At 62.9% G+C, this 16,405-nt stretch carries 17 protein-coding genes; 16 read left to right on the top strand and 1 reads right to left on the bottom strand.

Features of this window, described 5'->3' with window-relative positions; translation table 11 throughout:
- The first annotated feature begins 180 nt into the window (after positions 1-180).
- The 16 genes from AC0L3E_RS32215 to AC0L3E_RS32140 all read left to right on the top strand — a co-directional run bounded on the left by AC0L3E_RS32215 (position 181) and on the right by AC0L3E_RS32140 (position 15,047).
- Positions 181-1,512 (top strand): ABC transporter substrate-binding protein, encoded by a 1,332-nt coding sequence (locus tag AC0L3E_RS32215; RefSeq protein ID WP_027039732.1) that lies wholly within the window; start codon positions 181-183, stop codon positions 1,510-1,512.
- Positions 1,513-1,638: 126 nt separating this feature from the next.
- On the top strand, positions 1,639-2,586 hold the full coding sequence (locus tag AC0L3E_RS32210; RefSeq protein ID WP_032901495.1) for a carbohydrate ABC transporter permease: 948 nt from the start codon (positions 1,639-1,641) through the stop codon (positions 2,584-2,586).
- Positions 2,583-3,533 (top strand): carbohydrate ABC transporter permease, encoded by a 951-nt coding sequence (locus AC0L3E_RS32205; protein WP_013528079.1) that lies wholly within the window; start codon positions 2,583-2,585, stop codon positions 3,531-3,533. The genes AC0L3E_RS32210 and AC0L3E_RS32205 overlap by 4 nt, the downstream gene beginning before the upstream one ends.
- The gene (locus tag AC0L3E_RS32200; RefSeq protein ID WP_127320730.1) at positions 3,530-3,736 is read left to right on the top strand and encodes a hypothetical protein; all 207 of its coding nucleotides are present in this window, start codon (positions 3,530-3,532) and stop codon (positions 3,734-3,736) included. The genes AC0L3E_RS32205 and AC0L3E_RS32200 overlap by 4 nt, the downstream gene beginning before the upstream one ends.
- 2 nt (positions 3,737-3,738) lie before the next feature.
- Positions 3,739-4,851: an ABC transporter ATP-binding protein gene (locus AC0L3E_RS32195; RefSeq protein ID WP_127320731.1), complete on the top strand. Its 1,113-nt coding sequence runs from the start codon at positions 3,739-3,741 to the stop codon at positions 4,849-4,851.
- On the top strand, positions 4,844-5,857 hold the full coding sequence (locus tag AC0L3E_RS32190) for an ABC transporter ATP-binding protein (protein ID WP_473606590.1): 1,014 nt from the start codon (positions 4,844-4,846) through the stop codon (positions 5,855-5,857). Before AC0L3E_RS32195 ends, AC0L3E_RS32190 begins: the two co-directional genes overlap by 8 nt.
- 55 nt (positions 5,858-5,912) lie before the next feature.
- Positions 5,913-7,556, top strand: a complete 1,644-nt coding sequence (locus tag AC0L3E_RS32185) for a dihydroxyacetone kinase subunit DhaK (RefSeq protein ID WP_473606589.1) — start codon at positions 5,913-5,915, stop codon at positions 7,554-7,556.
- Between the two features lie 72 nt (positions 7,557-7,628).
- Complete coding sequence (gene dhaL / locus AC0L3E_RS32180; protein ID WP_127328783.1) at positions 7,629-8,231, top strand: dihydroxyacetone kinase subunit DhaL; 603 nt, start codon at positions 7,629-7,631, stop codon at positions 8,229-8,231.
- Complete coding sequence (gene dhaM, locus AC0L3E_RS32175; protein WP_013528085.1) at positions 8,228-8,617, top strand: dihydroxyacetone kinase phosphoryl donor subunit DhaM; 390 nt, start codon at positions 8,228-8,230, stop codon at positions 8,615-8,617. Before dhaL ends, dhaM begins: the two co-directional genes overlap by 4 nt.
- Positions 8,618-8,638: 21 nt before the next feature.
- Positions 8,639-8,941 carry an HPr family phosphocarrier protein gene (locus tag AC0L3E_RS32170; protein WP_127271907.1) on the top strand — a complete coding sequence of 101 codons (303 nt, stop codon included), beginning with the start codon at positions 8,639-8,641 and terminating at the stop codon, positions 8,939-8,941.
- Positions 8,925-10,511 carry a phosphoenolpyruvate--protein phosphotransferase gene (ptsP, locus tag AC0L3E_RS32165; RefSeq protein WP_127328784.1) on the top strand — a complete coding sequence of 529 codons (1,587 nt, stop codon included), beginning with the start codon at positions 8,925-8,927 and terminating at the stop codon, positions 10,509-10,511. Before AC0L3E_RS32170 ends, ptsP begins: the two co-directional genes overlap by 17 nt.
- 11 nt (positions 10,512-10,522) lie before the next feature.
- Complete coding sequence (locus tag AC0L3E_RS32160; RefSeq protein ID WP_127328785.1) at positions 10,523-10,945, top strand: hypothetical protein; 423 nt, start codon at positions 10,523-10,525, stop codon at positions 10,943-10,945.
- Between the two features lie 90 nt (positions 10,946-11,035).
- A complete protein-coding gene (dhaK, locus tag AC0L3E_RS32155; protein WP_473606588.1) occupies positions 11,036-12,022 on the top strand; it encodes a dihydroxyacetone kinase subunit DhaK in 987 nt (328 codons plus the stop codon).
- A gap of 63 nt (positions 12,023-12,085) precedes the next feature.
- On the top strand, positions 12,086-13,111 hold the full coding sequence (locus tag AC0L3E_RS32150) for a nucleotidyltransferase family protein (RefSeq protein ID WP_473606587.1): 1,026 nt from the start codon (positions 12,086-12,088) through the stop codon (positions 13,109-13,111).
- Positions 13,112-13,233: 122 nt separating this feature from the next.
- Positions 13,234-14,091 (top strand): glycosyltransferase, encoded by an 858-nt coding sequence (locus AC0L3E_RS32145; protein ID WP_473606586.1) that lies wholly within the window; start codon positions 13,234-13,236, stop codon positions 14,089-14,091.
- Positions 14,088-15,047 (top strand): glycosyltransferase family 4 protein, encoded by a 960-nt coding sequence (locus tag AC0L3E_RS32140; RefSeq protein ID WP_473606585.1) that lies wholly within the window; start codon positions 14,088-14,090, stop codon positions 15,045-15,047. Before AC0L3E_RS32145 ends, AC0L3E_RS32140 begins: the two co-directional genes overlap by 4 nt.
- Before the next feature lie 217 nt (positions 15,048-15,264).
- Here AC0L3E_RS32140 and AC0L3E_RS32135 read toward each other — a convergent pair whose 3' ends face one another.
- Positions 15,265-16,251, bottom strand: coding sequence for a phosphoenolpyruvate carboxykinase (ATP) (locus tag AC0L3E_RS32135; protein ID WP_128307314.1), 987 nt, complete (start codon positions 16,249-16,251; stop codon positions 15,265-15,267).
- Positions 16,252-16,405 lie beyond the last annotated feature (154 nt).

Here is a 16,405-nt window from a genome sequence, read left to right as displayed (position 1 = left end):
GATAAGCATGCTGCGGCGCAGCAACGAATTCGCTTGCTTTGTTTAGTAAAAATTGCATCACTAAACAAATTACTAAACATCCGCAGCATAACCGCGCAGCCATGTTTGGGCCCCTGAGGAGAGGGGTTGAGGGCTTTTTGAAACCGTCATCCGGGCGCGTTTCGCAAATGGGAGGAAGTCATGAAATCGAGCTTGAAACTGGCGTTGGGACTGACCTCGGCGATCACAGCGTCGACAGCCGTCTCGAACGTCGCGCACGCTGAAGACCTGACGCTGTGCTGGGCCGCCTGGGACCCGGCCAACGCGCTTGTCGAACTGTCCAAGGATTTTACCAAGGAAACCGGCATCGGCATGAAATTCGAGTTCGTGCCATGGACCAACTATGCCGACCGTTTCCTCAACGAGCTGAACTCGCACGGCAAATTGTGCGACCTGATCATCGGCGACAGCCAGTGGATCGGCGGCGCTGCCGAGAACGGCCATTACGTCAAGCTGAACGACTTCTTCGACAAGGAGAAGATCAGCATGGACGATTTCGTGCCGGCAACCGTCGTCGGCTATTCGGAATGGCCGAAGAACACGCCGAACTACTGGGCGCTGCCGGCCATGGGCGACGTCGTCGGCTGGACCTATCGCAAGGACTGGTTCTCCAAGCCGGAACTGCAGAAGGAATTCAAGGAGAAGTACGGTTGGGATCTCGGCCCGCCGACCACTTTCGACCAGTTGAAGCAGGTCGCCGAGTTCTTCCAGAAGCGTGAGATCGACGGCAAGACCGTCTACGGCGCCTCGATCTACACCGAGCGCGGCTCGGAAGGCATCACCATGGGCGCCATGGACGTGCTCTACAGCTATGGCTTCCAGTACGAAAACCCCAAAAAGCCCTACGAAATGGAAGGCTTCGTCAACTCCGACAAATCGGTAAAGGGGCTGGAGTTCTACAAGGCGCTCTATGATTGCTGCACGCCTCCGGGTGCCTCGAACAGCTATATGGGCGAAGGCGTCGATGCCTTCAAATCCGGCCAGGTGGCGATGCACATGAACTTCGCCTTCACATGGCCAGGCCTGCAGAAGGACGAGAATGTCGGCGGCGACAAAATCGGTTACTTCGTCAACCCGAAGGGTCCGGACGGCGAGCAGTTCGCCCAGCTCGGCGGCCAGGGCATCTCCGTGGTGTCCTATTCCGACAAGCAGGAAGCGGCGCTGAAATACATCAAATGGTTCGCCAACAAGGACGTGCAAGCCAAATGGTGGTCGCTCGGCGGCTATTCCTGCCTCAACGCGGTGGTCAAGGACCCGGGCTTCCCGGCCAGCCAGCCCTACGCGCAGACCTTCCTCGACTCGATGGCCATCGTGAAGGACTTCTGGGCCGAGCCGAGCTACGCCCCGCTGCTGCAGGCCTCGCAGAAGCGTTTCCACGACTATGTCGTCGCCGGCCAAGGTTCGGCCAAGGATGCGCTGGACGGCCTGGTCAAGGACTGGACGCAGGTCTTCCAGGACGACGGTAAGATGTAACTGGGGCAAGATGTAACCCGGCTCCTCCCGAGCTCGACCCATGCGTCCCGTGCCGCCCTTGGCACGGGACGCAGTTCAGATAAATTCCATGACAGAGACGACCAAGTGACCGAAGCAGGACTCACCATGCTCAATCGGACCGCGGAGAACGTTGCCCGGGCGACTCCGGAGCCGTTGGCCCGCAAGGTCCGGGGCATCAGCGACAAGGGCCTCGCCTGGCTGTTCATCTCGCCGACGATCCTGTTGCTGCTGGCCATCAACATCTTTCCGCTGTTCTGGGCGATCTATCTGTCGTTCACCAACTACCGCGCCAACCGCCCGAACGAGGTGGTGAAGAACCTCGGCTTTGCCAACTACCAGCGCATCCTCGGCGACAAGGATATCTGGATCGCCATGCAGACGACGGCGCATTTCGTGTTCTGGACCATCCTGTTGCAGACGCTGATCGGCTTCACCCTGGCCTGGCTGATCGACAGGAAGTTCCGCGGCCACGCCTTCTGGACGACGCTGATCCTGGTGCCCATGATGCTGTCGCCGGCGGTGGTCGGTAATTTCTGGCGCTTCCTCTATGAGCCGCAGATCGGCCTGTTCGCCTACGCCATATCCTTCGTCACGAGGATCCCGCCGACCGATATCCAGATGCTCTCCAACGTGTCGCTGGCGCCCTGGTCGATCATCATCGTCGACACCTGGATGTGGACACCCTACGTGATGCTGATCTGCCTCGCGGGCCTACGCTCCATCCCCGAATACATCTACGAGGCGGCCGAGGTCGACCGCGCCTCCAACTGGCGGCAATTCTGGTCGATCACGCTGCCGATGGCGCTGCCCTTCATCATGCTGGCTGTGCTGTTTCGCGGCATCGAGAACTTCAAGATGTTCGACATGGTCAATCTGTTGACCGGCGGCGGGCCGGGCTCGACCACCGAGGTCGCCTCGATAACGCTGAAGCGGCAGGCTTTCGAAAGCTGGCGCACCGGCTATTCCTCGGCCTTCGCAATCATTCTTTTCGTGGCGGTGTTCGGCCTCGCCAACATCTACGTCAAGGCGCTCAACAAGGTGAAGCAGAGATGAGCCTGACCACAGCCCATTCGGTCGTCGCACCGAGCAGCAACTCGAAACGGATCGCCGGCACGATCATCGTACTTTACGCACTGATCTCGATCGTGCCGCTGCTGTGGATCTTCGCCACCAGCTTCAAGACGCCGCCGGATTCGATCGCCTATCCGCCCAAGATCCTGTTCCAGCCAAGCCTTGAGGGCTACTGCAATCTGTTCACGACTCGGACCCGGCAGACGCCGGAATACATCAACTCGCTGGGCCCGGCGACAGGCTTCTGCGACGAGACCACGCGCAAGCGCAACATGGTGATCGCCGGCCCGTCCAACTTCCTGCCGCGCTTCGTCAATTCGCTGATCATCGCCTTCGGTTCGACTTTCTGCGCCGTCTTCCTCGGCACGCTGTCGGCCTACGGCTTCTCACGCTTCAAGGTGCCGCTCGCCGACGACCTTTTGTTCTTCATCCTGTCGACGCGCTTCATGCCGCCGATCGCCGTCGCCATTCCGATCTATCTGATGTACCGCGAGCTTGGCCTGTCGGACACCGCGCTCGGCATGATCCTGCTCTACACGGCGGTCAATGTTTCGCTGGCGGTGTGGCTGCTGAAAGGCTTCATCGACGAAATCCCGCGCGAGTACGAAGAGGCGGCGATGATCGACGGCTATACGCGGCTGCAGGCCTTCTGGCGCACCGTGCTGCCGCAAGCGACGACCGGCATTGCAGCGACCGCGATCTTCTGCCTGATCTTCGCCTGGAACGAGTATGCGTTCGCGGCACTCCTGACCTCGGGCACCGCGCAGACCGCGCCGCCCTTCATCCCGACCATCATCGGCGAAGGCGGCCAGGACTGGCCGGCGGTCGCGGCCGGCACGACGATCTTCCTGGTGCCGATCCTGGTCTTCACCATCCTGCTCCGCAAGCAATTGCTGCGCGGCATCACCTTCGGCGCGGTGCGCAAATGAGCATGACCAAGCCTCAGAAACGCAAGTCGCGCTGGCCGGTCTGGGCCAGGCGCGGGCTGATGGAAAACATCGCCACGGCGCTGATCGCCATCGGCTTCCTGATGCTGTTCCAGCCCTTCGCGCTGTCGCTCTACACCTACTCCTTCATCACTATGCTCGCCGGCACCGTGATGTTCATCATCGTCTCGAAATTCCCGGAATAATCATGGCCGAAATCCGCGTCCAGCACCTGAGAAAGGCCTTCGGCGATTTCGTCGCCGTGCAGGATTCCAACTTCGTCGTCGAGGATGGCGAGTTCTTCGTCATGCTCGGGCCGTCGGGCTGCGGCAAGACGACGACCTTGCGCATGATAGCCGGGCTCGAACTGCCGACCGGCGGCCAGATCCTGCTCGGCGGCGACGACGTCACCATGCTGCGGGCACGCGAGCGCGACATCGCCTTCGTCTTCCAGCTGTTCGCGCTCTATCCGCACATGAACGTGCGCAAGAACATCGGCTTCCCGCTGTTGGCGCAAGGCATGCCTTCGGCCGAGATCCGCACCCGTGTCGAGGAAACGGCAAAACTGCTGCGCATCGATCATCTGCTCAACAAATCCGTCTCCGGACTTGCCGGTGGTGACCGCCAGCGGGTCGCGCTCGGCCGCGCCATCGTGCGGCGGCCAAAATGCTTCCTGATGGATGAGCCGCTCGGCACGCTCGACACCGAATTCCGCGATTTGATGGTCCATGAACTGCGCGAACTGCACAACCGCATCCGTGCCACGACGGTCTATGTCACGCACGACCAGATGGAAGCGATGTCGATGGCCGACAAGATCGCTGTGATGAACCATGGCGTCATCGAACAGTTCGGAAGTCCACGCGAAATCTACGACCGCCCAGCGACCATGTTCGTCGCCGACTTCATCGGCTCGCCGCCGATGAACTTTTTGGGATTTGGCGGCGGGCTGGCCAAAGGCGCCAGGGAGATCATCGTGCAAGGTGCGAAGGTCGCGGTGCCGGAGGTACGAGAGGACATCGCACCCAGCGACATGGCCCTTGGCATCCGCCCGGAGCACATACGCTTCGACGACGCCTCCAAGCTGCGCGGCGCCATCTATGGCACCGAATATCTCGGCACCACGCAGATTGTCGCGGTCGAAACGGCGGACGGTATCATCAAGGCACGCGTGCCGGCCGAAATCCGGCTCTCCACCGGCGACCATGTCGGCCTGACGCTGAGCAGCGCGCGGCTGTCGCTGTTCGAGAAGGGATCGGGCCGCGCGGTGAGAACCGCGATCCACGATGTCGCCTCGGAGCGGAGGGCCCAGCATGGCTGAGGTGCACATCAAGAACGTGACCAAGAGTTTCGGCGACCATGTCGCCGTCGACGGCCTCGACCTGCACATAGCAGATGGCGAGTTCGTCGTGCTGCTCGGGCCGACGGGGGCAGGCAAGACGACGACGCTGCGGCTCATCGCCGGTTTGGAACGGCCGGATTCCGGCATGATCGAGATTGGGGGCCACAATGCCACGACACTGTCGCCGGCCGAGCGCGACACGGCCTTCGTTTTCCAGCAATATTCGCTCTATCCCCACCTCTCGGTGTTCGACAATCTCGCCTTCCCGCTGCGCTCGCCGGCGCGGAAAATGCCGGAGGACCAGATCCGCCGCCGAGTCGAGGAGGTGGCGAAGATGGTGCGCATCCATCACAAGCTCGCCAACCGCTCGACCAAGCTTTCGGGCGGCGAAATGCAGCGCGTCGCCATCGGCCGCGCGCTGGTGCGCAAGCCTTCGATCTATCTGATGGACGAGCCGCTGTCGTCGCTCGATGCCAAGCTGCGCGGCGATCTCAGGCTCGAGCTGAAGCGCATCCAGACCGAACTCGGCGCCACCATGCTTTATGTCACGCATGATCAGATCGAGGCGATGACCATGGCCGACCGTATCGGCATCCTCACTGAGGGCGTGCTGGTGCAGATCGGTTCGCCGCGCACCATCTATTCCGAGCCGGCAAACCTTCATGTCGCGGCAAGGCTCGGCCAACCGGCGATCAATCTTCTGCCGACCGGACTGCTGCCTGACGGCGGCGCACCGGCCGGGACCAAGACGATCGGCGCGCGCACCGAACATCTTTCGATCGCGAAGGCTGCGAATGGTCATGCCGACGGCGTCGTCGACTGGGTCGAGCATCTCGGTGATCAGAACCATTTGCATGTGACGGTGGGGACCAAGAAACTGGTGACGCTGACCGATCCCGACACGGATCTGGCGCAGGGCGACAAAGTGGTGATCCGCTACCGGGCGCCGCTGTATTTCGGCGCCGATGGACAGCGATTGATGTGAGCGGTTTTCGGTGATTCAGCACCGGTTTTGACTTTGCCAGTACGGGACGAATTCGATGAAGCACTTTTTCAATCGCAGGGAAACGATCGTCACCGAGGCGCTGGACGGCCTGTTGCGGACCATCGGATCAGGCGATCTCGCGCGCCTCGACGGCTATCCCGAGATCAAGGTCATCCTGCGCGCCGACTGGGACAAGGCGAAAGTCAGTGTCGTCTCCGGCGGCGGGGCCGGGCACGAACCGTCCCATGCCGGCTTCGTCGGCAAAGGCATGCTGACGGCGGCGGTCTCAGGCGAGATCTTTGCCTCACCGAGCGTCGAGGCGGTGCTGGCCGCCATTCGCGCGGTCACCGGTCCGGCCGGCTGTCTGTTGATCGTCAAGAACTATACCGGCGACCGCCTCAATTTCGGTCTGGCGGCCGAGAAGGCGCGCGCCGAAGGGTTTCGTGTCGAGATGGTGATCGTCGCCGACGACATCGCGCTGCCGGACATCAACCAGCCACGCGGCGTTGCCGGCACCTTGTTCGTGCACAAGATCGCAGGCCATCTGTCGGAGGCCGGCCATGATCTGGCATTCGTCGCAACGGCCGCTCGCGCGGCGGCGAAGGATATCGTTTCGCTCGGCATCTCGCTGTCGTCCTGCTCGATCCCCGGCCAGCCGCACGAAGACAGGTTTGGCGAGAACGATGGTGAACTCGGCCTCGGCATTCATGGCGAGCCGGGCGTCGAAAGGATTGCGGTGCAGAGTGCCGACAGACTGGTGGCGATCATGGTGGAGCGCCTCGCGGCACGGCTTGATCCCGAGGCCACCTACGCCTTGCTGATCAACAATCTCGGCTCCGTGCCGCCGCTCGAAATGTCTGTCGTCGCCAATGCGGTGCTTGCATCGCCGCTGGCCAAAACCATCAAGCTGACGATCGGCCCGGGCCCGCTGATGACGGCGCTCAACATGAACGGCTTCTCGCTGTCGCTGATCCGGCTGGATGCGGCGCGCGAAACCGCCTTGCAGGCGCCGGTCGGTCCGCACGCCTGGATGCCGGCAAAGCCGGTTGTTTCACCTGCCGTCGTGCCGATGGCGAAAGCGGCCGGACAGAGCGCGGCACGCAAGCCCAGCCAGGATGCGCGGACCCGCTCTCTTCTCGTCACCATCTGCGAACGGCTGATCGCGCTGGAAACCACGTTGAACGGGCTCGACGCCAAGACAGGCGACGGCGACACCGGCTCGACGGTGGCGACCGGCGCGCGCAGTGTTCTCGAGCGGCTTGATGCGCTGCCGCTTGCCGAGCCGGCGGCGACCCTTGGCGCGATAGGTGACATTCTGAGCGCGTCGATGGGCGGCTCCAGCGGCGTGCTGCTGTCGATCTTGTTCACCGCCGCAGCGCAAGCTCTGGAGAGCGGCGCGAGCTTAGCCAAGGCGCTGCTTGCCGGCCTCGACCGAATGACTTTCTATGGCGGGGCCAGGATGGGGGATCGCACCATGGTCGATGCCCTCGAGCCAGCCCTCAGAGCGCTCGATGCCAAGAGCGTGGACGAAGCGGCTGTGGCGGCCCGACGCGGTGCCGAAGCCACCTCCGCCATGGACAAAGCTAAGGCCGGACGGTCCGCCTATGTCGGCAGCAAATTGCAGGGTGTGGTCGACCCCGGCGCTCACGCGGTGGCCGAAGTCTTCGCGGCCGCCGCCGCACTGCACGAAGCGGCCTGATTCATGCTCCAGTTGTCGAATGATCGTTCTTTCGATACTGCCGGCAAGATAGAAACCGGAAATGCGGGTGACATGGCGGCGTTGAACCTTGCCAGGCTGATCGCGGCCGCTGCGGATACCATTGCCGCTCACGCCGAGGAGTTGACGGCGCTCGACCAGGCGATCGGCGACGGCGACCACGGGCTGAACATGAAGCGCGGCTTCGAGGCCGTGCGCGCGGAAGCCGAAGCATTTTCGGCCAAACCGCTGCCCGATGCCTTGAAGGCAATCGGCACCAAGCTGGTGATGACGGTCGGCGGCGCCTCCGGCCCGCTATTCGGCACCCTTTTCCTGGCACTCGGCAAGGAGATTTCAGCGGCGCCTGATCGCGCCAATCTGACGGCGGCGTTCGGCAAGGCGATCGAAGCGGTGGCAGCACGGGGCAAGTCGCAGGTTGGACAAAAAACCATGCTCGACGTGCTGCAGCCGGTGCATGACGCGTTGCTGCAGGGAAAGACGGCGCCGGAAATCGCAGGTATCGCCGATGCGGCCGCCGAGGCGACCGTGCCGATGAAGGCCCGGCGCGGCCGTGCGTCGTTCCTTGGCGACCGGTCGATCGGCCACATGGATGCCGGTGCACGCTCGACCGCGCTTCTGGTGCGCACGATCGTCGAAACGCTGGAAGGTCAGCCATGAGCAATGTCGGCATCGTCATCGTTTCGCATTCGCCGCTGGTTGCCGAGGGCACGGCCGACATGGTGCGGCAGATGGTGGGCGACGAAGTGCCGCTTGCATGGTGCGGCGGAAACGGCCATGGCGGGCTCGGCACCAATGTCGAGGCGATCATGGGCGCCATCGACAAGGCCTGGTCGGAAGCCGGTGTCGCCATTCTGGTCGATCTCGGCGGTGCCGAGACCAACTCGGAAATGGCGGTGGAGATGATCGGCGAGCCACGCTCGCACAAGATCATCGTCTGCAACGCGCCGATCGTCGAAGGCGCGGTGATGGCGGCGACCGAGGCCTCCGGCGGCGCCTCGCTCCGGGAAGTGGTGGCGACGGCACATGAATTGTCGCCGTCGTGAGTGAACGGGAAGTTTGAAGACATGTCCGCATCCGCCGAAGCGACCGTTGTGATCACCCACGAGGTGGGCCTGCACGCGCGTCCTTCGGTGAAGTTCACCAAGCTGGCCAAGAGCTTTGCCGCCGAGGTGGAAATCGCGCTTGCCGCCAACGGCCCCTGGTTCGACGCCAAGAGCATCGTCAAGGTGATGGCGACCAAGGCGCCGAAGGGTACGCTGTTGCACATCAGGGCCAGCGGAGACGGCGCCAATGATGCCGTCGACGCGCTGGTCGAACTGGTGCGGCGCGATTTCGACGAAGGCGCGGACCATGCCCGAACCGCTTAGGATTAAAGGCATTTCGGCCTCGGCCGGTTATGCCGAAGGGCCGCTGTTCGACCTCGACCAGACTGTCGGCTCCTATGTCGGCAAAGAAACAGCCGACGATGAGAAGGCCGCGCTCGATGCCGCAATCGGCATCGCCACGGGCCGTCTCACTGCAATGATCGGGATGGCCGAGGGCGATGCCGCCGACATTCTCGAGTTTCAGATCGCCATGCTGCAAGACGATGCGCTGAGCAGCCCGGCCTATGCCGCGATCCGCACCGGCCTGCCGGCCGACACGGCGTGGCGGCAGGCGCTTAACGCTGAAATCGCCGGCTACGATGCTTCGGACCAGGATTATTTCCGCGCGCGCGCCGCCGACATCCGCGATATCAGGGACCAGGTGCTGCGGGCTCTGTCGGAGGTTGGCAACGTCGAGCCGCCCGCCGGCGCCATCCTCTATGGCGAGGATATCGCGCCGACGCGTTTTCTCGAAACCGACTGGAGCAGCGGCGGCGGCATCGCGCTGAGGGCGGGCAGCACGGCCAGCCATGTCGCCATGCTGGCGCGCTCGCGCGGCGTACCCATGATCGTCGGTCTCGGTGCTTCGCCGGCTCATCTCGCCGGTATCGCCCTGCTCGACGCCGAACATGGCGGCATCGTGGTGTCGCCCTCCAGGACCGAAATCGCCGCTTTTCGGCTATCCTCCTCATCATTCCGGGCGCGCCGCGATCGGGCCGGGACCTTCCTGGCGCGACCGGCGGTGACCAAGGCCGGCACGGCGGTGCGGATGCAGGTCAACATCGCCGACCCGTCCGAGGTCGACGGCATCGATATCGCCACCTGCGACGGGGTCGGGCTGATGCGCACCGAATTCCTGTTCGGCAAGACGCTGCCGGACGAGGGGACACAGTATCGCGCCTATCGCAAGGTGCTGGAATGGGCTGGTGAAAAACCGGTGACGATCCGCACCGTCGATGCCGGCGGCGACAAGCCGGTGCCCGGCTTCACCATCGAGGAGAGCAATCCGTTCCTCGGCCTGCGCGGAATCAGGCTGTCGCTGGCAAGGCCGGAGGTGTTTCGTGTACAGATCCGGGCACTGCTGCGCGCCGCGGTGCACGGCAATCTGAAAGTGATGTTTCCGATGATCGCCATTGTGGAGGAATACCGACAGGCAGCGGCGATGTTCGCCGAGGAGCAGACCGCACTTGCCGCGCGCGGCATCGCGAGCAAGATGCCGCCGCTCGGCATCATGGTCGAGGTGCCGTCGGTGGCGATCCTGCCGGAAGCCTTTGCTGATGCCGCCTTCTTCTCGATCGGCTCCAACGACCTCACCCAGTATGTCATGGCGGCTGCCCGCGATAACGCTGCCGTGGCACATCTCAATTCGGTCCGTCATCCGGCCGTGCTGCGGCTGATCGCTGCCGTGACCGCGTTTGGCCAGCGGGAAGGAATCCCGGTCAGCCTGTGCGGCGATGCAGGCGGCGATCCCGCCTCGATCCCGTCACTGCTCGAGGCCGGCCTGCGCGATCTTTCCGTCGCTCCGGCGCAACTCGCCATGGCCAAGGCGGCCATCGCGGACGTTTCTGTCTAGGCGCGGCCGGCATGGTCGACATCAAACCCGAACCTGGCTCCGAGGACGCGATCCGCGCCTACAAGACGATCCTGTCGCACGTCATCGACCAGCGCCCATCCGGCATGCGCCAGCGCCTGGCCGATGCGCTCGGCAAACACCGAAGCTTCGTCACGCAGATTTCCAGTCCTGCCTATTCAATTCCGATCCCGTCTAAACATTTGCCGGCTATATTTTCGGTCTGCCATTTCAGTCCGGTTGAGCGCGATCAGTTTCTCGCCGCCTACCATCAGGCGCATCCGGGGAAAATTTCGGTCGCGGCAGGCATGCGCAAGACGCGGCATGTCTCGCTTGTGGTGCCGGATTTCGGCGACGACAAGCAGAACGCCGCACTCGACAAAGCGGTGAACGACTTTATCCAGAAGATCACCAGCATCACCGGCAAGGGTAGCTGATCGAACTCTTTGTTTTACGCAATTCCGGAAAAAACCGCGACACATTTTTCCTGGAATTGTTTGGAAGGCCTATTTCGGGAGGAGACGATCGTGAAGAAGTTCATGAACTCGGTGGACACGGTGCTGACCGAGAGCCTCGACGGTTTCGTGGCCGCCCATGCCGACATCCTGGTGCTTGGCGACGAGCACAAATTCATCCGCCGCAAGACCTTGCGGCCGGGCAAGGTGGCGTTGATCTCCGGCGGAGGCTCCGGCCACGAGCCGCTGCATGGCGGCTTTGTCGGGCACGGCATGCTCGACGCCGCCTGCCCCGGCCAGGTGTTCACCTCGCCGACGCCGGACCAGATGCTGGCGGCGGCGCAAGCCGTCGACACGGGCGCCGGCTGCCTGTTCATCGTCAAGAACTATGAAGGCGACGTCATGAACTTCGACATGGCGGCCGAAATGTCGGAAGGCATCCTGCAGATCGTGACCAATGACGATGTCGCCGTCGAGAATTCTTCCTATACGACGGGCCGGCGCGGCGTCGCCGGCACGCTGGTGGTGGAAAAGATCGTCGGAGCCGCTGCCGAACATGGCCTGGCGCTGGCGCCGCTGAAGGCGCTGGGCGACGGCGTCAACGCTGCTACCCGCTCGATGGGCGTGGCGCTGACCAGTTGCACCGTACCGGCGGCGGGCAGGCCGACTTTCGACATCGGCGATGGCGAGATGGAATTCGGCGTCGGCATCCATGGCGAGCCCGGCCGCCGGCGCGACACGCTGAAAAGCGCCGATGCTATCGCGCAGGAGATTTGCACCGCGATCCTGGGCGATCTCGGCGATAGGGCGAAGGGTCCGGCGCTGCTGTTCGTCAACGGCTTCGGCGGCACGCCGCTGATGGAACTCTATCTGATGTACAACAGCGCGCGGGCGATCTTCGAAAAACACGGCGTGACGGTGACCCGTTCGCTGGTAGGCTCCTACGTCACCTCGCTCGACATGGCCGGCTGCTCGATCACGCTGACCATGCTCGACGACGAGACGACCGCATTCTGGGACGCGCCGGTGCACACAGCAGCGCTGCGCTGGGGCATGTAAAGCTGGCTTCCACCCTGCTTTTCTGCAACATCTTTCCCTTCAATCGCAACATTGTCCAGGTTGATGCTGCCACCGCTTACCCCTGCCGAAGAAAAGCTGCTGCTGCGCTACGCAGATCCGGAGGCGCCGACTGTCGACGTCGATAATTTGTCGGCAAAGACGCTGATGTCGCTGCTCGACAACGCCGAATTCCATGGCGTCTTGCCGATCATGCTGCGCAGGCTCAGCGGCGACGCGCAACTGCCGTCGGATCAGGAGCTGCGAGACAAACTGGAGGACCTGCGCCAGAAAGCGACGATCGCCACCGGCCAGTCGATGCTGTTGAAGTATCATGGCGACCGCATCATGAAGGGACTGGCGGCGGACAATGTTCCGGCGCGGATCGTCAAGGGGCCGGTCTTCGCGCGCAAGCTCTACCGCAACGTCGCCGACAGGCCGTTCACCGACATCGACATCTTGGTCGAACCCGCCAATCTGGCCAGGGCAAACCAGGTGATCGCGGCATGCGGCTTCGAGCTTGGCAGCGACGAGGCCGAATCCTACGAATTGCAGGAATTCAAATGGCTCGAAAAGGAGAATTCCAGCCTGCTGGTCGAACTGCATGGCGACCTCGTGCATGACACCGGCATGCGGCGGCGCCTGTCGCTGGGTTTCCCTGAATTGCGCGCCATCGACGGCGACGCGACAGACACGCCGGCGGCTCTTCTCACGATCGCCATCGTGCATGCCGCCGGCGGCCACAAATTCCACCGGCTGCAGCTTTGCGTCGACGTGCTGCAAGGCGTGCGGGCGCTGCAATCACCCGAAGCGGAAGCACGCCTCTTCGACGCTGCCCGTACCACCGGCATCGAGCTCGAGTTGGCAATCGTGCTCGATGTGACCGGCCAGTTGTTCGACGAAAGCCGCGCGCTCGAACTCGCCGGCCGCATCAAACCCGATCTCTCCATACGGCTGGCCAGGCGGTTGATCACCACGAATACGCTGCTCGGCGTCAATTCCAGGGACAAGCTTGGTTCGCGCCTACGCCGCGACGCCTTCCGCTGGATCCAACGGCTGGCCAGGGCCAGAGCAATTCCAGGAAAAGTGTGAGACGTTCTCCCCCGGAAAAGCGTCGCGCCATCACCTCAGGTCGGAAAGTGATGGCGCTCTTGGCTTGGCCGCTCTGAGTCTTTAGCCTGCGTCGGGAAGCACACGACGAAGGATTGAGGAATTTGGCCGATCTCAATACCCACATTGCGAATGCTGCGCGTGATCGGAGTTCCCCGCGAGTCGTCGCGGTCCTTACGACACGGAACGAAGAACGGTTCGTCTCCGGATGTCTCGAGAACCTCTTTCGTCAAGGCGTACAGGTCTACATCTGCGACAATCAGTCGACGGACCGAACGCTTGAGATTGCCCAACGCTACTGCGGAGCCGGATTGATAGGATTCGAAACCATCCCGCATAACGGCTGGTATTGCTGGGAGCACCTTCTTCGTCGCAAAGAGGAACTGTTTCAGTCGCTCGAAGCAGACTGGTTCATGCATGTTGACGCTGACGAGATCCACCTTCCGCCGACTTCGTACTCATCGTTGGTCTCCGCCATTGCGGCAGCCGACGCACTCGGCTTCAATGCGATCGAATCTTCCGAGTTTACGTTCATTCCTACCAGAGAAGCTCCCGATCACGACAATCCCGATTATCAACACACGCTGCGCACCTACTACCCGTTCCGGCCAACCTCCCCACACTGCGTCCGTGCCTACAAGAAACAGGACGGCCCCATGGAGATTGCGTGGTCAGGCGGCCATCTCGTACGGTTCGCGGGTCCGGTGAGGCTTTACTCCGAGCGTTTTCGCATGAAGCACTATCTGTTCCTTAGCGCAGAGCACGCCGCATGCAAGTATGCTGGCCGCCGGTTCCTGAGCGAAGAGGTCATTGGTCGTGGCTGGCACGGATGGCGACCCCGCTTGCGATCAGAGGATATTCTGCTGCCGGACGCCAGCCACGTGCGCGCCAGCGCGACGGACGACGATCTGGACGAGGCCAATCCATGGTCGGCACACTGGCTTGAGCGGTACGCCTCGTGAATGAGGTACACCTCCCCCGCGTCCTGGCGATCGCGGATCGACCCGGCTGGGCGATTGATCGCAAGACCCAAAATCTCCGGCGCGTGCTGGAAAGAAGGTTCGAGATCGTCCAACGATTTCAACATGATGTGACTGAGTCGGACGTGAACACGGCGGACATCGTGCTCATCTTCTATTGGCTCCAGATCTCGAAGCTGCCCCTGCCGGAATCGGCCCTCGCCAGGCGGTCTGACAGGCTGCTCGTCGGGATCTGCAGCCACAGAGAGCTGGAGGGCGAATTCCGCGAGCCCGGGCTCGCCGCCCTGCACCGGCTGGCGCGCGCTGTCTTTGTCAACAATCGGCAGCTCGAGCACGAATACGGTCCTCTACTGCGTGTTCCGGTCCACTACACGCCCAATGGAGTCGACACGACGTTCTTTTGTCCCGCACAAGAGCCACAACCCGGTTCTGGCGAGCTCCGTGTCGGATGGGCGGGAAGTCTCGGCAACCATGGTCCAGCACATCGCGGCTTCCACGACGTCATCGAGCCCGCGGTAGCGGCCGTGCCGGGCGCGCGCCTACTGACGGCGATTCGCGAGCAACGCTGGCGTAGCCATGACGAGATGCCCGGCTTCTATCGGGATCTCGACGTTTATGTCTGCGCCAGCCTCAGCGAAGGCACTCCCAATCCTTGCTTGGAGGCGGCGGCGTGCGGTGTCCCTTTGGTGACCACCCGTGTGGGAAACATGCCCGAGCTGATTCGGGATGGCGACAACGGGCTGTTCTTCGATGGAACTGCGGAGGGGCTTGCGAACAAGCTAGCCTTGTTGCGGGACACGCCATCGCTCCGGTCGAGGATGGCCGCCCGCATGATCGAGACGATCCAAGAGTGGGATTGGGGCGTGCAGGCGGAGAACTACGCGCGCATGTTTGCCTCGTTGCTTACTGCGGGCGGAGCTGTCGGGCCCATGAGATGAGCGGCTTCGGGTGTGCCCTGCCAAACCTGACCTTTGTAGCGCCATTCGAGTTTTCCCGGACCCTTGCTCTTCCGTACCTCGCGCAGCAAGGATAACGAGGCGGCGCTGCGCTTAAATCGTTGTTTTTGCGCAAAACTGCGAAGTAGAAGCACTCCGAAACACGCTATCCCCACGCCCTTGGGAACAAGGAATAGCGGCCCCACGTTGCCTGGGGTATTCAGTCCCGAGTCGTCAGAGCGGCGCTGATCAGTGCCGCCGCGTCAGCCGGGCGCGCGCCCACCTCCAACCGGAAGGTCGGCACCGCATTGACCAGCCCGGCGATGGTCGCCAGCCGGCGTTTCTGCATCGGCAGCAGCCCGGTCATACCGGTGCGGACGTTGTCCACCGCCAGTGCCACCATTGCGTCGGTGCCGGCCATGGCGACGAGCCGGCTCTGGCTTCCGGCGGAACGCGCCAGGTGCAGAAGGGCCGCCACCGGCCGGGCGGACGCGTTTTCCACCCGGATGATATCCTCCAGCCTTTCAAGCGAGACGGGCTGTTCGCTGTTGCGATCCCAAGTCTGGCCAAGGCAGGGCGCCACCTGCGGGATCATCTCCGCGGTCTTCCGATGGATCTTGACGGCGCGCGGCAGACCCCAGGCTACGACCTTGCCCGAAGTGGCATGCACGATCATGGCGTCGTCGGAGCAGAGGCCAAAGCCCTGAGTTGCCAGCGCGAGTGACGTCGTGGTCTTGCCGGTGCCGCTCGGAGCATGGATCAGCACCACCGCATCGCTGTCCGGCAACGTCAAGCCGGCAGTGTGCAGCATATGCTGGCCACCGGCGTCGAGCGCGGCGTCGAGCACCAGCATTGCCGGTGTCCACGCGGCTTTCGCGCCGGGGCGGATCCGGAGTTCGGCCCATCCCGCCACGCCGTTGATGGCAACGGTCTGACGCCCGGGAAAGACCAGATGGATGATACCACCATCCTCGAACATCCGGCAGGGACCATCCTCCGGCACCTCGCCATCGAAGACGAGGGATCCGTTGGGCGCCTCGTCCAGGGTGTCTGTCTCGGCGATCTCGAGACGAAAGTCCGGCTCGACGGGTTCCGCGATACGCAGGCTGCCCAGCATCCGGTCGAAATCCTGCCACAGCTCCGGGCGCTCGGCCGATATGCCAAGGATCAGGCCGTTGAGGCCATAGCAGGCTGAAGGTCTGGTCAAGCGGGACGCGCCTTTACGGCATCGGCATGATGACGATAGATTTCGACCATGCCGGGAAGCTTGTCGCTGACCACCGGCCAGATATTTCCGGGCATTTCAACCGTTTACGACGGCATGCCCTTTCTCGACAGGATGAAAGCGATAGCGTTGCCCT

The organism is Mesorhizobium sp. WSM4822, assembly GCF_055811155.1.
This window is presented reverse-complemented; position numbering and strand designations above follow the sequence as displayed.